Origin of the sequence: Stenotrophomonas humi (genome assembly GCF_001431415.1) — a bacterium.
GTDB lineage: Bacteria > Pseudomonadota > Gammaproteobacteria > Xanthomonadales > Xanthomonadaceae > Stenotrophomonas > Stenotrophomonas humi.
Genome location: NZ_LDJI01000013.1, coordinates 81,341 through 95,379, shown reverse-complemented (window position 1 = coordinate 95,379; position 14,039 = coordinate 81,341). Strand labels below are relative to the sequence as shown.

The following is a 14,039-nucleotide window of genomic DNA, read 5'->3' as shown; positions in this document are numbered from 1 at the left end:
GCGCTATCGGCAAGATGGTGCTCACGAAAGGAATCGAACCTTCGACCTCCTCCTTACCAAGGAGGTGCTCTACCGACTGAGCTACGTGAGCGAGTTTTCTATTATGACATGTTTTCAGGATCGTTCAATGGAGCGGGAGACGGGAATCGAACCCGCACCATCAGCTTGGAAGGCTGAGGTTCTACCGTTGAACTACTCCCGCACCGGGAACACACATCACAACATTGAAACTGGTGGAGGGAGGTGGATTCGAACCACCGAAGGCGTAAGCCAGCAGATTTACAGTCTGCCCCCGTTGGCCGCTTGGGTATCCCTCCGCTCCACCCCTTTTTTGAGGACCTTGGCCTAAACGGTCAGGGGTGGGAGAGCGCGCTATTCTGGTGATGAAGGCCGATACTGTCAACAGAAATCTTCACATCTGATGAAATATTTCTGCCTTCGCGCGGCACACACATCATTCGCCAGGCATCTTCAGCTTTTCGCTGTCGAAAATGGCTACGTGCGGCACGCCGTCAGCACCAATCCAACCGCGATACATGCCCTCGGTATTGAATGGCGTGGAAGCGCGGCCGTCAGCGGAAAGCACGATGGCGCCACCGTCACCACCCAACTCCGGTATGCGCTTGCCGATGACTTCCTCGCCGGCCTGCGCAGGGCTTTCCCCCAGGTACTGCATGCGGGCGCAGATTTCATGCGCGACCGCCAAGCGGATGTAGAACTCGCCCCAGCCCGTGCCGGACACCGCACAACGCGTATTGGCATAGGTGCCAGCGCCGATGATGGGTGAATCACCCACCCGCCCGTAACGCTTGTTGGTCATGCCGCCGGTCGATGTACCTGCAGCCAGCTTGCCTTCCGCATCCAATGCCACCGCACCCACGGTGCCGAAGTGCTTTGCGGTTTCCAGATCGGCATGCGCCTGACCGTTCGCCTCTTCCTTGAGCGCACGCTGCAGCTGCTGCCAGCGCTTTTCGGTGCGGAAGTAGGAAGGATCTACCAAGGGGATCTTCTGTTCGGTGGCGAACATCTCCGCGCCCTCGCCCACCATCATCACGTGCGGCGAGTGCTCCATCACCGCGCGCGCCAGCAGGATGGGGTTGCGCACCGTGTGCACGCCAGCCACCGCGCCCGCGCGCAGGGTAGCGCCATCCATCAAGGAGGCATCCAGCTCGTTCTTGCCGTCATGGGTGAACACCGCACCGCGACCGGCGTTGAAGGTGGGATCGTCTTCCAGCACGGTGATGGCGGCCGTCACCGCATCCATTGCCGGCTTGCCCGCCATCAACGCCTCGTGACCTTTGCGCAGTGCTTCGGTCAATGCCGCGCGTGCAGCGCGCTCCTCTTCCGGGCTGAAATCCTTGCGCTCGACACCGGCACCACCATGGATGACCAGCAAGGGCGAGGACGCCGCCACCGCTGCTCCCGAAGACAACGACGCCAGGCCCAGCAATACCGCAGAAGTCAGCTTCATGTTTCTTCACTCCGGAAAGGAACCCGATTCTAGGCGCCTCGCTGATGACCTGAACAGACGCGCATGAAAAAGGGGCCGAAGCCCCTTCCTGCCATTGCTGTGCGCGCGTCGCTCAATGCGGCCGCAACTGCAGTTCGCCGTCCACCACGCTAGCCACGGCGGTGAAAGCGGCGTTGTCGACCTTGAAGCCGTCCAGGTGCAGACGGCTGTCAGCCCCCACCCCGGTCACGGGGATGGCGCTGAAATCCAGCGACTCACCGCTGCTCAACCGATTGGCGGTATGACGCGGCATCACCAGCCAGGCGTAACCGCCGTTCAACGAATGGACGCGACCACGGCCATCTGCTTCCACGCATAGCGCGGTATCCTCATCCACGCCGATACCGACGATGTCGCTTTGGCCTTTTTCCTGCGCGGCGCGGGCGACGAATACGATCAGTCGGCCAAGCCGATCACGCTTGGCGAAGTGCGTATCGGTGACCACGTTGGACAGGTACGGCATGGTCAGGAAATCCTTGTCCATGGTGACTTCGCTGCCCATCGGATCGTTCATGGCGGCATGCGAATCGACGCTTCCGCCATCCAGCGCGCCATAGGCATACCGCCCCAGGATCGCCAGACCGGCACTGGTGCCACCGATGGGCTTGCCAGCGCGGATGTGCTCGTTCAATGCGGTGTTGAGTGCGGTGCCTTTCCAGAAGCGGATGTAACGCGACTGGTCACCGCCGGCAATGAAGATCGCATCAGCGCCGCGCACTACGCGCAGCACAGCCGGATCGTCCGCAGCCTTGCGGCTGTCGAATACCAGGGTCTGTACCGCGGTGACGCCGCCGATGTCGTTGTAAATCTCTTTCTGCAGTTCGTCAGCGCCGGAGGCACGCAGAACCACCACGCGGCCGTGTCCGGCGCGTTCGATCCACCAATGGAAGGCGTCCGGCGCGAAGTCGCCACCGCCCATCAACATCATCGCCGCCTCGGTCTTGCCCGGCCGCGGCGCAGCGAGATCGCCGATTTCGTAGTAGCGGTAACCTGCCTGCGGAACACCGCGCACGTCCTGCGCAATCGCAGCACTTGCAACACCGCCAAGCAGTATCAAAAGAAACCATCGTCCAAGCAGGGAACTCTTACGTTTCATCGTGTTTCTTTATCCGCAGCTGTAATCGCTTACAACCCTAATGCCAGACTTTCCGGCAGTGGTCAAGGATGTGAAAAAGGTGTTAGATGCGGCAACCCCTTTCACATTTTCTGACTGGGGCAACCGGCACCTCCTGAGGCGCTGGACCGGGATTTTCCAGAGCACTTTTCATCAGAGAGCTGATTGCATGCGTAAACACGCAATGGTGTGTTCAATCCAGCTGGCCTTGCTGGCCATGTCTGCCCCCGTCCTGGCCCAGACCGCATCTGGAGGCCAGCCCCAGCAGCTGGACACCGTGCAGGTCACCGGTTCGCGCATTCCGCGCGCACAGGTGGAGGGTCCGGCGCCGATTACGGTGGTGACGGCCGAGCAGATTCAATCGGCAGGCTTCACCTCCGTCCCCGATGTACTGCGCTCGCTGAGCCAGAACGGCGGCAGCACCCAGGGCCAGCAGAACACCACCGGCGCGCAGTCGACGCCGGGCGCGCAGGCCGTCGATCTGCGCGGCCTCGGCCCCAACCACACGCTGGTGCTGGTCAACGGCCGCCGAATCGCCGACTTCCCGCTGCCACTCAATGGACGCAGCAACTTCACCGACGTGGGCAACATTCCGCTGGGGATGATTGATCGCGTCGAAGTACTGACTGGCAGCGCATCCGCCGTGTACGGCTCCGATGCGATGGCCGGCGTCATCAACTTCATTCTGAAAAAATCCACCGACGGCACCACCATCGATTACCGCTATGGCGATACCAGCCGTGGTGGCGGTGAATCGCACAAGCTGACGCTGACGACCGGCTTCGAGCGCGGCAGTTTCAGCGGTATCGTCGGCGTGGAGCTGTTGAACAAGCGCCCGCTGTGGGGCACCGAACGTGGCGTGCAGGATTCGACGCTCGACTCTCCCGCCGCCGAGCGTCGCCTGCCCCGCCTCACCGCGCAGCTGATGAACTGGGATGACGACGAGAACATCGCGCCGTCCGACAATTGCGCAGCGATGTCCGGGCTCAACGAAGGCACCACGGTACTGGCCGAGAACGACTACGGCCCGTACTGCGGCAGCGAACGCGCCATCGCGTATCGCACCATCGAAAACGAACGCAAGGGCGCCAATGCCTATGGTTCGTTCGAGTACCGTTTCTCCGACAACCTGTCCTGGTTTGCCGACGTGCAGCTCGGCCATCAGAAGGTCAGGCTGCTGACCGGCACCAACGGCAACGACGTGGCCAGCGATCACATGGGCTGGGAATTCCACGATCCGGCATCAACCAACAACTATCGCAACAAGGTCTTCTACAACGCCGGCACCGACCGCCTTGAATTGTGGTCGCGCCAGTTCACGCCGGAAGAAGTCGGCGGCCTGAAGAACCGCATGAACACCACCACCCAGAAGACGATGGCCATCACCACCGGCCTGAAGGGTTATTTCGCCGACGCATGGAACTGGGAAGCGGCCTACAACCACTCCGAGTACAAGGCCGAGGTGCAGATGCCGCGCATCAAGGCCGAGGCCGCCAATCGCCTGTTCCTGGGTGAGCGGCTCGGTTACGACGATGATGGCTATGCCATCTACAACCCCGACCCGGATCGCCTCTTCACCCCACTGACGACCGCCGAGTTCGCCTCCATCGCCGCGATGTCCACGTTCCGCCCCAAGGCGAAGAACGACAACCTCAGCTTCACCGTGGACAACTCCGCGCTGTTCACGATGCCGGCCGGTGATGTCGGTTTCGCCGGTGCCGTCGAGTACGGCAAGCAGTCCTACCGCATCAATCCCGATCCGCTGGCACTGACGGAAGATGCGTATTACGGCCCGCGCTATGGCGATGGCAGCGGCGACCGTGACCACTGGAGTGCTGCCGGCGAATTGCGCGTGCCGCTACTGTCCACGCTCGACGCCAGCCTCGCCGGCCGCTACGACCGCTACAGCTACGGCAACAAGGATCCGGGCAAGTTCACCTACAGCGCAGGCCTTGAATGGCGCCCCATCGACACGCTGCTGATCCGCAGCTCGTACGGCACCGGCTTCCGTGCCCCGGATATGCATTACCTGTTCGCAGGCAACGATTACTACCGCACCCGCTTTGCCACCGACTACTACCAATGCCGCACTGCCGAGCCGGGCGTCACTGATGGCTACTGCTACGACGATGGTAGCTATGACGGCAGCACCTTCGACGTCTACAGCGGCAACATGGAACTGGACGTGGAAACCAGCAAGTCGTTCTCCGCCGGTTTCGTCTGGTCACCGGTGGCCAATTTCGATCTGGCGGTGGATTACTACAAGATCCGCATCGAGAACCAGGTGCAGACGCAGGATCGTGAGAAGCTGCGCATCGACGAAGCCAACTGCCGCCTTGGCGTTACTGACAGCGGCGCTTCGGTGGACATCAATTCACCGACCTGTGTGGACGCCCTGGCTCGCGTCATCCGCGATACGGATGGCAACATCACCAGCGTTCACTTCAGCCCGATCAACATCGCCAATGAAGAAACGTCGGGCATCGACGTGACCGCGCATTACCGTCTGCAGACCGCCAGTGCCGGCAACTTCAGCTTCAGCGGCAACTACAACTGGACGCACCGCCACACGCGCCAGCAGTTCCCGGGCGATCCGAGCGAAGACATGCTCGACGTCAGCTTCAGCGCCACCACTCTTCCGCGTACCAAAGGCAACCTGGGCGTGAGCTGGGACAAGGGCGCATGGGGTGCGAGTATCTTCGGCAACTACCTGGGCCGCGTGGCCAACTACGACAACGATGCATGGACCGACTCCACCTGGCGCTTCAATGCCGGCGGGCGTTATGACATCAACGACCATCTGCGCGTCTCGGTGTCGATCAACAACCTGTTCGACAAGATGCCGCCGAAGGACGCTACCTGGTCCAACTATCCGTACTACGACACGTCGTGGTTCGACAGCATCGGCCGCAGCTATTTCGTGCAACTGACCTGGAAGCTGGGCGGCAGCGCACTGTAAGCCCCATCACCCCGCTCCACCCACAAAGCCCGCCGCATGGCGGGCTTTGTCCATTGAACGAGCGCCAATCTCACACTGCAGGAACTCCCGGCCGGGAAATTAGGAATCCGCTGATGTGCGCATCGAGATGCGCTTCCTAGCATGCTCCGATGCATCGCTTCCTCCCCAGGCGCCCCGCTGTTGACGCCCCATTGGTGGCGTACTCCGTGTTGCTGCGTTGGCTGTCAGTGTGCGGTTTGCTCTGCCTGCTGGGGGCGGCCGCTTTCTATCTCGCAGCGCAGTTGGGTGAGGCCACTTCGCAGCATCGCCGTGACATGAACGCTGCGGCGTATCACGCGCAACTGTACTTCGATCAACGCGAGGCATTGCTGACCTACCTCGCCGATGCCGTCGTCACCACCCCAGCACGGAACACGGCAGCGTGCTCTGCAAGCAATGTGGAAGGCCTGCACTGCATGTCACTGGGCAGCACGGCCGATGGTTGGCCGCTGCAGCTGTTGCTGCCGGCAAGGACCGAAAGCACCCTCGATGCACTGGGCGCGCGCTTGTTGCATGCCAGCTCCGATCTCGGTGTCCCGATGCGCTGGCTGCATGTCCCGCAGCACGATGCGCCACCGCTTCCGGAACTGGATCCCGCATTGCTGCAGCGGCATGCACTCGCGGCACGCGACGCGAGCAAGGTGTTCTGGGTGACATCGCCGTCGGAGAACGCGCCGATCAACCTCTACCGCGCCGTTGGCGGCAGTGCCGGCCCGGACAGCTGGCTGGTCCTGGTACTGGACTCAACCGCCGTCGCCCACGCCATCCAGACCCGCGGTGGCGCCAATGTCACCCTGCTGAATCCACACGACCGCCAGGTGCTCTCCCGACCTGCAGACGCCCCGCTGCCGACAGCCTGGCTGGACGCACATCGCCAGGATGCGTTCTCTGTCGTCTGGGAACGCGGCTTGCCGCGAGGCCTGGTGTTGTTCAAAGGCATCGGCCAGGACGGCTGGCGGCTGGTCTATCACCTGCCAATGGCGCGACTGATGCGGGAGCTCGGTGGCCACATCGCAACCGCATTGCTGCTGTGCCTGCTTGCAGCGATCTTTTTGTGGACGTTGCTGCGCCGGGTTGACCGACTGCTGATCCAGCCCGCGTACAAGCAGCACCGCCAGCTGCTGGAAAGCTTTGACTTCGGCGCCACCGTGATCGACATGGCTCCCATCGGCATGTGCGTACTGCGCTGCAGCGATGCCAAGGTGGTGCTTGAGAACCAGCGTGCCCGCGACTGGCTGGGAAGCGACACCCGCAAAGGTGACTGGAACGGCTCCTGGCGACAGGTCCATAGCCCGGACGCAGCACACGCCTGCACTACGGTCGATTTCACTACGCAGGGCGGCCAGCAGCTGCAGATATTGTTCGCGGCCACCCGTTACCACGATGAAGATGTGCTGCTGTGCACCTTCAACGACATCAGCCAGCATCAGCAGATGCGCGCGGCATTGGAAGCCGCGCGCGCCGCTGCCGACGCGACGAGTCAGGCCAAGAGCGCATTTGTCGCCACACTGAGCCATGAAATCCGCACGCCACTGTACGGCATGCTGGGCACGCTGGAGCTGTTGATGCGTACCCCGCTGGATGCCAGGCAGGCACAGTATCTGCGGCTCATCCAGCAGTCGTCATCCGTACTGCAGCAGCTGATACGCGACACGCTGGATGTCTCCCGCATTGAGTCCGGCCAACTGGCGCTCACCGAGGCTGCCTTCTCGCCGCTGGACCTGGCGGAAAGCACACTGCGCGCCTACGCGGATTCAGCCATGCGCAAGCAGCTGCAGATTCTGGTCTGCACCGATCCCCATCTGCCCGCGCTGGTGCGGGGCGATGCCGACCGCATCCGCCAGGTGCTGGGCAACCTGCTCAGCAATGCCATCAAGTTCACCGACAGCGGACGTATCTTTCTGCGGGTACGCCTGCTGGAATGCCTGGACGGCATCGCTTCGATAAGTTGGCAGGTCACCGACACCGGCACAGGCATCGCCGCGTCGGAGCAGGCGCGTCTGTTCAAGCCGTTCGGGCAACTCGACAGCCAGGCACGCGGTGAAGGCAGCGGCCTGGGGTTGTCCATCAGTGATCACCTGGTGCGGTTGATGGGCGGCGATCTACGCCTGGTCAGCGAGCCCGGATTGGGCAGCAGCTTCAGCATGATCCTGCCATTGCCAGTGGCTGACGGCAGCGATGATGTCGTGGCCGGGGGGGATACGCCACATCTTCAAGCCCACCCACCGGTCTACGTCCGCGCCTCCATCCCGGAGCTGGTGGAAAGCGCCTGTCAGTGGCTGCAGCGATGGGGAGCCGTTGCGCGCCCCTACACTGCTGCCACCGTGGCAGGCGCCACCGATGCAATTCTTGTCGACAGCGACCCGCGTGACAGTGTCACCCTGGCTTGGCCGGGCGGGCGCGTTGTCGCCTTGCCGGAAGCAGCGGAGATGCCGAGCCAGGATGCATCCCGCCCAAACCAACTGACGGTGACATTGTTCAGCATCCGCGCCATCGCCCAAGCGGTTGCCGAGCTGCAGGGCCGGGCGCATCCGGCAGCCGCCGCCGCTACGCCGCAAGCTGCGGATGCGCCGGGGCTGCGTGTGCTGGTGGTCGAGGACAACCCCATCAATCTGCTGCTGCTGAAAGAGCAGCTGAGAACACTGGGGTGCTGTGTCGCCACTGCCCGTGACGGGCGTGAGGCATTGGCCTACTGCGAGACCGAGCAGTTCGATGTTGTGCTGACAGACCTGTGCATGCCGGAAATGGATGGCCTGACCTTGACCCGAAAACTACGTGAGCGCGGCTTCACCGCTCCCATCCTTGGCGCCAGCGCCGATGCCTCCGATGAAGACCGTGCGCGCGCGCTTCACGAAGGAATGAATGACTACCTGCTCAAGCCCATCAGCATCGAAGCACTGCACGATGCGTTGCGCAACGTACGGAATCAGGTACCCGCATGAGCCGCGCATCCTGCGACATCCGAGCTCCCCCATCGCGTTACCACGGCCATGGTGCATCCCGGCAGATGCCGACGGAACAGCGCCACGATCAAGCCCGCGCGATCAACGCTTCTCCTTCAACCTTCCAGCCAATCGGCTGCTGCGCGCACACGTTGCGGGCCTCATCGAGGTACGAGCATTGGACCTGACCGTCACCGATCCGCGCGCCACCTCCATCGTGATTCCCGCAGCGATACGCGAGGTCTTTCTGCCCGCGATGCGCAGTGATCAACGACGGTTGGCGACCGCTGTACGGCTCCAACGTCTGGATCTGATACAGCAGATGCTGCATCGCATTCGGGGTGCGTTGATGATTGTCTCGGCATATCACCTTGTCGACACCGCCTGGGTGATCGAGGACGCCATCACCAAGGGCGCTGCGCCCGAAACATGCCTGGAGTTCACGGGCCGGTTTCTGGCAATGCTGGATTCAGCGCTTCTGGGCCTGGAAACCACTGAGCGGCAACGTTCCGATGCCTGTTCCCCGCTGCCATCCGCCTGAAGAGCACCCGCATGAAGATCATCATCGCCGATGACCACCCCATCGTCCTGGCCGGTGTCCGTGACGTGATCGCGGACGAAGCCGGCCTGGACATCATTGGCCAGGCGCTCTCGCCGAGCACCTTGGTGGAGATGATGCGGGCACTCACACCGGACCTGGTGATCTGTGACTACAACATGCCAGGGAACGGCCCGCTGGGGGATGGCATCAAGTTGATCTCCTACCTGCGACGCCACTTCCCGAGCTGCAAGGTGCTGGTGCTGACAATGATCTCCACACCGTCGATGGTCGAAGCCATGTACCGGGCGGGAGCCAACGGTGTCGTGCGGAAAAGCGGCGACCTGCTGGAGCTGCGGGTGGCGTTGTCCGCGCTGCGGTCGCGGCGTGTCTATCGCCCACGACAATCGCCCGAGGAGCAGCTGCAGGCACTGAAAAAAACGGACACGGCGGCACTGTCCCCCCGCGAGCTCGAAGTCATGCGCCTGTTCATCAACGGAAAAAGCGTGAGCGATATCGCCAGGCAGTTGAACCGAAGCAGCAAGACCGTCAGCACGCAGAAGATCAACGCCATGCGCAAACTCGGCACTCAGAGCGACCAGGACCTCATCGCGCTCTGCCTGGAATCCGACTTGTTCCGTTGAACGCCGCCACTCCGCACGTTCTCCACAGCGCATGTGGAGACTGTCGAGGGAAACATGTGGATAAGCCCCGCCAGCCGTTGCCAGACAAGGCTTTGCGAGAAGCGATCATTTTTTCACCAGTCGCCGAATGCGCGGTCGTCAGCAGATCCCGCGTCATCCACCGGGTTTTCCACACACCATGTGGAGCGGAGTGCGGGAAAGATGTGGATAACCGCGCACAAGCCAGACGCATCAAGGCTTTACGAATCCTGCTCAATTTTTCGCCAGCGGCGGGACCGGGCCACCTTGCTGCCGACGAGCACCCTCCGGCATGTTCTCCACAATGGATGTGGAACGGGATGCGAGGAAGATGTGGATAAGGCGCAAAACTTCCACTGCAACAATGTCTTGCAATGCATGGTCAAATTTTCACCAGTAACGGTGGTGGAATGGGTGCCGTAGCGCCCGGCCGCATGCTTGGCAGCGCAATCCCCGGTTCCAACACGGCAGCGCCGCAGGCTGCCGGCCACTGCATGCCGTCACTTCAGCGCGGGAGCCGCGGAAGCCAAGAGGTTTGCAACACGGCGACTGGCGCCAGGTCGCAATTGCGTGCCCGCCCGTTCCGGAACCGCTCCTTGCGCCATGGCTCGAGCCATTCCCACGACGAGCCCGGCGCCAACGGACCACCGGGCAACCCGCAGGCGATGCCATGGCCCAGATGCAACAAAGCCCCGCGATGCGGGGCTTTGTTGTGCAGCTACAACGTTGATTGAATCAGACGTTGAAGCGGAAATGCAGGATGTCACCTTCCTGCACGCGGTATTCCTTGCCTTCCAGGCGCAGACGACCTGCTTCCTTGGCACCCGCTTCGCCGCGGTACTTCATGAAATCCTCGAAGGAAATCGTTTCGGCGCGGATGAAGCCCTTCTCGAAATCGGTGTGGATCACTGCGGCCGCCTGCGGCGCGGTAGCGCCCTTGCGGACGGTCCATGCACGCACTTCCTTCACGCCTGCGGTGAAGTAGGTCTGCAGGCCCAGCAGGCTGTAAGCGGCGCGGATGACGCGATTCAAGCCCGGCTCTTCCAGCCCCAGATCGGCCAGGAAGGTGTCGCGGTCCTCATCATCCAGCTGCGACAGCTCTTCTTCGATCGCTGCCGACACCGGCACCACTTCGGCACCCTCGGTGGCGGCACGGGCGCGCACGGCGTCCAGGTGCGGATTATTCTCGAAGCCGTCTTCCAGCACGTTGGCGATGTACATCACCGGCTTGAGGGTGAGCAGGAACAGGTCACGGACCAGCGCCTTCTCTTCTTCATCCAGGCCTGCTGCACGACCGGCCTTGCCGTCGGACAACGCGGCCTGCAGCTTGGCCAGCACCGGCTTGCGTGCCGCCGCATCCTTGTCGCCGCCCTTGGCAGCGCGCTCGGCGCGGTTCAACGCCTTCTCAACGCTGTCCAGGTCGGCCAGCGCCAACTCGGTATCGATCGTGTCGATGTCCGACAGCGGATCCACCTTGTTGTTGACGTGGATGACGTCGTCGTTGTCGAAGCAACGCACCACGTGGGTGATCGCATCGACTTCGCGGATATGTGCCAGGAACTTGTTGCCCAGGCCTTCGCCGCTGGCAGCGCCCGCCACCAGGCCGGCGATATCGACGAACTCAACCGCGGTCGGCACGACCTTCTGCGGATTGATGATTTCGGCGAGCTGGTTCAGACGCGGGTCCGGAACCGGCACGATGCCGACGTTCGGCTCGATCGTGCAGAACGGGAAATTGGCCGCAGCGATACCCGCCTTGGTCAGTGCATTGAACAGGGTCGACTTGCCCACGTTGGGCAGACCGACGATGCCGCATTTGATACCCATGCTAACTCCACGATTCGAGATTCCGGCTTGCGCTCTCCACCAGGCCTTCGCCCGTGAAACCGCAAGCCGCAAGCCGCAATCATGGCCGGGCGGTATGCAACCGCTTCATGGCCTCATTGAAATCACCTGCCACCGCCAGTGGCATCACGTCGATGGCCGCATCGATGGCCTGGTCCATCAGTACCGCATCCTGCGGCGAAGGGCGGTTCAGCACCCAACCCACCACGCGGTCCTTGTGACCGGGATGACCGATGCCCAGACGCAGACGGTGGAACTTGCCGTGGCCAAGCAGACGGATGGTGTCGCGCAGGCCGTTCTGGCCGCCGTGGCCACCGTCGAACTTGAGCCGCGCCACGCCGGGCGGCATGTCCAGTTCGTCGTGTGCGAGCAGGGTCTGCTCCGGTTCGATCTTCCAGAACCGCTGTGCAGCGGTGACGGATTTGCCGGAGAGATTCATGAAGGTCGCCGGCTTGAGCAGCCACACCGGCTGTCCGCCGATATCGACCTTGGCAACTTCACCGAACAGCTTGCTTTCAAGCGCCCAGCGCGCGCCCTGCCGCTCTGCCAGGGCCTCAACGAAATGAAACCCGGCATTGTGCCGGGTCCGGGCGTGTTCGGGTCCGGGATTGCCCAGACCGACGATCAATCGCAAGCCAGTCATCTGTCAGATGCATCCGCTGTGCCCGCCCCGGAGGGCGGGCACAACATGCCGATTACTCGGCCGATGCTTCTTCTTCAGCGCCAGCAACCTTGGCGATGACCACTGCGTCGTCGTGGCCCTTGCCCAGCTTCAGCGCCGGGATTTCCACGCCGGCCGGCAGCTTCAGGCCCGACAGGTAGATGATGTCGCCAGCCTTCAGCGCGCCCAGGTCGACTTCGATCGACTCCGGCAGGTCCTTCGGCAAGCAGGCAATTGCCACTTCCTTCAGTTCGTGGGTGACCAGCACGTCGGCAGCCTTGCCAGCCGGCGAGGTGTCTTCGTTGATGAAGGTCAGCGGCACCGAAGCGTGCAGCACTTCGTTGTCGTTCACGCGCTGGAAGTCCAGGTGCATGACCAGCTGCTTGTACGGGTGACGCTGCATGTCACGCAGCAGCACCTTGTGGATGGTGCCGTCGAGGTTCAGGTCGATGATCGACGAATAGAACCAATCGTTGAACTGGGCCAGCCAGATTTCGTTGTGGTTGAACTGAACCATCACCGGCTCACGATCACCGCCGTAAACGATACCCGGAACCACACCGGCGTGACGCAGGCGGCGGCTCGCACCCTGACCTTGCATGTCACGACGGGCGACTTTGATTTCGTGGGACTTTGCCATGTTGACTACTCTAGGTTGATGCAACGCCTCGCGACGCTGCGTAAAGACTCTTCCGCGACCAGAAGAGCCCGGTGCGGTCCCCAGCCGAAGCCGGAGACCGGAAAATCAATCCACGTACATCGAGCTGACCGACTCACCGAAGGCGATGCGGCGCATCGTCTCGGCCAGCATTTCGGCCACGCTGATCTGGCGGATCTTGGGACAGACGCGAGCCACTTCGGAAAGCGGAATCGTGTCGGTCACCACCAGCTCGTCGAGCTGGGAGTTGTTCAGATTGTCCACCGCCGGGCCCGAGAGCACGGCGTGGGTGCAGTACGCGGCGACCTTCAGCGCGCCACGCGCCTTGAGGGCAGCAGCGGCAGCACACAGGGTGCCGGCGGTGTCGACGATGTCATCGACCATCACGCAGGTTTTGCCTTCCACGTCGCCGATGATGTTCATCACGGTGGCGACGTTGGCTCGCGGACGGCGCTTGTCGATGATGGCCAGGTCGGCATCATCCAGGCGCTTTGCCACGGCACGGGCGCGTACCACGCCGCCGACGTCCGGGCTGACCACGATCAGGTTGTCCGTGCCGTAGGCGCGCCAGATGTCAGCGAGCAGCAGCGGCGAGGCGTACACATTGTCCACGGGCATGTCGAAGAAGCCCTGGATCTGGTCGGCGTGCAGGTCGACCGTCAGGATCTGGTCGGTGTTCACGGCCGAGAACATCTTTGCGGCGACCTTCGCCGTGATCGGCACGCGCGAGGAGCGCATGCGGCGATCCTGGCGGGCGTAGCCGAAGTACGGCACCACCGCGGTGACGGAAGCGGCGCTCGCGCGCTTGAGCGCGTCGATGATCACCAGCAGCTCCATCAGGTTTTCCGCACTCGGGGCGCCGGTGGACTGGACCACGAACACGTCCTGCTTGCGCACGTTTTCCTGGATCTCGACCTGCACTTCGCCGTCGGAGAACTTGGAAACCAGCGCCTTGCCCGGCCTCACCCCCAGTTCCTTGCAGATGCTCTGCGCAAGGTGTTTGTTGGCATTGCCGGAAAAGACCAGCAGGTTCGGGGAATCTTGCATGACAGCTCTCTCGGGCGGGGGCGAGTAGCGGAAGGATCGGGATTACAGCAGTGATGGCGCGTGT

At 62.5% G+C, this 14,039-nt stretch carries 10 protein-coding genes and 3 tRNA genes; 4 read left to right on the top strand and 9 right to left on the bottom strand.

Going from position 1 to position 14,039, the window contains the following annotated elements:
- Window positions 1–15: 15 nt before the first annotated feature.
- From ABB26_RS07660 to ABB26_RS07640, 5 genes are all read right to left on the bottom strand, one after another.
- Window positions 16–91 (bottom strand) — tRNA-Thr (locus ABB26_RS07660).
- A gap of 37 nt (window positions 92–128) precedes the next feature.
- A tRNA-Gly gene (locus ABB26_RS07655) sits at window positions 129–202 on the bottom strand.
- A gap of 29 nt (window positions 203–231) precedes the next feature.
- A tRNA-Tyr gene (locus ABB26_RS07650) sits at window positions 232–317 on the bottom strand.
- Window positions 318–454: 137 nt separating this feature from the next.
- Window positions 455–1,471: an isoaspartyl peptidase/L-asparaginase family protein gene (locus tag ABB26_RS07645; protein WP_057633091.1), complete on the bottom strand. Its 1,017-nt coding sequence runs from the start codon at window positions 1,469–1,471 to the stop codon at window positions 455–457.
- Between the two features lie 112 nt (window positions 1,472–1,583).
- Window positions 1,584–2,606 carry a cyanophycinase gene (locus tag ABB26_RS07640; RefSeq protein WP_057633090.1) on the bottom strand — a complete coding sequence of 341 codons (1,023 nt, stop codon included), beginning with the start codon at window positions 2,604–2,606 and terminating at the stop codon, window positions 1,584–1,586.
- A gap of 235 nt (window positions 2,607–2,841) precedes the next feature.
- Between ABB26_RS07640 and ABB26_RS07635 the strand changes: the two genes are divergently transcribed.
- The 4 genes from ABB26_RS07635 (at window position 2,842) to ABB26_RS07615 (ending at window position 9,746) form a co-directional block, all read left to right on the top strand.
- Entirely contained in the window at window positions 2,842–5,583 is a 2,742-nt protein-coding gene (locus ABB26_RS07635; RefSeq protein ID WP_338062616.1) for a TonB-dependent receptor plug domain-containing protein, read from the top strand.
- A 206-nt stretch (window positions 5,584–5,789) separates the two neighbouring features.
- Window positions 5,790–8,564 carry a response regulator gene (locus tag ABB26_RS07630; RefSeq protein WP_245626165.1) on the top strand — a complete coding sequence of 925 codons (2,775 nt, stop codon included), beginning with the start codon at window positions 5,790–5,792 and terminating at the stop codon, window positions 8,562–8,564.
- Window positions 8,565–8,742: 178 nt separating this feature from the next.
- Complete coding sequence (locus ABB26_RS19145) at window positions 8,743–9,105, top strand: Hpt domain-containing protein (RefSeq protein ID WP_161809020.1); 363 nt, start codon at window positions 8,743–8,745, stop codon at window positions 9,103–9,105.
- A gap of 11 nt (window positions 9,106–9,116) precedes the next feature.
- Window positions 9,117–9,746 (top strand): response regulator, encoded by a 630-nt coding sequence (locus ABB26_RS07615; protein ID WP_057633085.1) that lies wholly within the window; start codon window positions 9,117–9,119, stop codon window positions 9,744–9,746.
- 753 nt (window positions 9,747–10,499) lie between these two features.
- Here the strand turns inward: ABB26_RS07615 and ychF are convergent.
- The 4 genes from ychF to ABB26_RS07595 form a co-directional block, all read right to left on the bottom strand.
- Complete coding sequence (ychF, locus tag ABB26_RS07610; RefSeq protein ID WP_057633084.1) at window positions 10,500–11,591, bottom strand: redox-regulated ATPase YchF; 1,092 nt, start codon at window positions 11,589–11,591, stop codon at window positions 10,500–10,502.
- 79 nt (window positions 11,592–11,670) lie between these two features.
- Window positions 11,671–12,252, bottom strand: coding sequence for an aminoacyl-tRNA hydrolase (gene pth / locus ABB26_RS07605; RefSeq protein WP_057633083.1), 582 nt, complete (start codon window positions 12,250–12,252; stop codon window positions 11,671–11,673).
- Window positions 12,253–12,304: 52 nt separating this feature from the next.
- Window positions 12,305–12,910 (bottom strand): 50S ribosomal protein L25/general stress protein Ctc, encoded by a 606-nt coding sequence (locus tag ABB26_RS07600; RefSeq protein WP_057633082.1) that lies wholly within the window; start codon window positions 12,908–12,910, stop codon window positions 12,305–12,307.
- A 105-nt stretch (window positions 12,911–13,015) separates the two neighbouring features.
- Complete coding sequence (locus ABB26_RS07595; protein WP_057633081.1) at window positions 13,016–13,975, bottom strand: ribose-phosphate diphosphokinase; 960 nt, start codon at window positions 13,973–13,975, stop codon at window positions 13,016–13,018.
- Window positions 13,976–14,039: the final 64 nt, after the last annotated feature.

Excerpts from the sequence above, each read along its gene's own strand:
- ABB26_RS07645 (WP_057633091.1), bottom strand. The coding sequence starts at position 1,471 with ATGAAGCTGACTTCTGCGGTATTGCTGGGCCTGGCGTCGTTGTCTTCG.
- ABB26_RS07640 (WP_057633090.1), bottom strand. The coding sequence starts at position 2,606 with ATGAAACGTAAGAGTTCCCTGCTTGGACGATGGTTTCTTTTGATACTG.
- ychF (WP_057633084.1), bottom strand. The coding sequence starts at position 11,591 with ATGGGTATCAAATGCGGCATCGTCGGTCTGCCCAACGTGGGCAAGTCG.
- pth (WP_057633083.1), bottom strand. The coding sequence starts at position 12,252 with ATGACTGGCTTGCGATTGATCGTCGGTCTGGGCAATCCCGGACCCGAA.
- ABB26_RS07635 (WP_338062616.1), top strand. The coding sequence starts at position 2,842 with ATGTCTGCCCCCGTCCTGGCCCAGACCGCATCTGGAGGCCAGCCCCAG.
- ABB26_RS07600 (WP_057633082.1), bottom strand. The coding sequence starts at position 12,910 with ATGGCAAAGTCCCACGAAATCAAAGTCGCCCGTCGTGACATGCAAGGT.
- ABB26_RS07615 (WP_057633085.1), top strand. The coding sequence starts at position 9,117 with ATGAAGATCATCATCGCCGATGACCACCCCATCGTCCTGGCCGGTGTC.
- ABB26_RS07595 (WP_057633081.1), bottom strand. The coding sequence starts at position 13,975 with ATGCAAGATTCCCCGAACCTGCTGGTCTTTTCCGGCAATGCCAACAAA.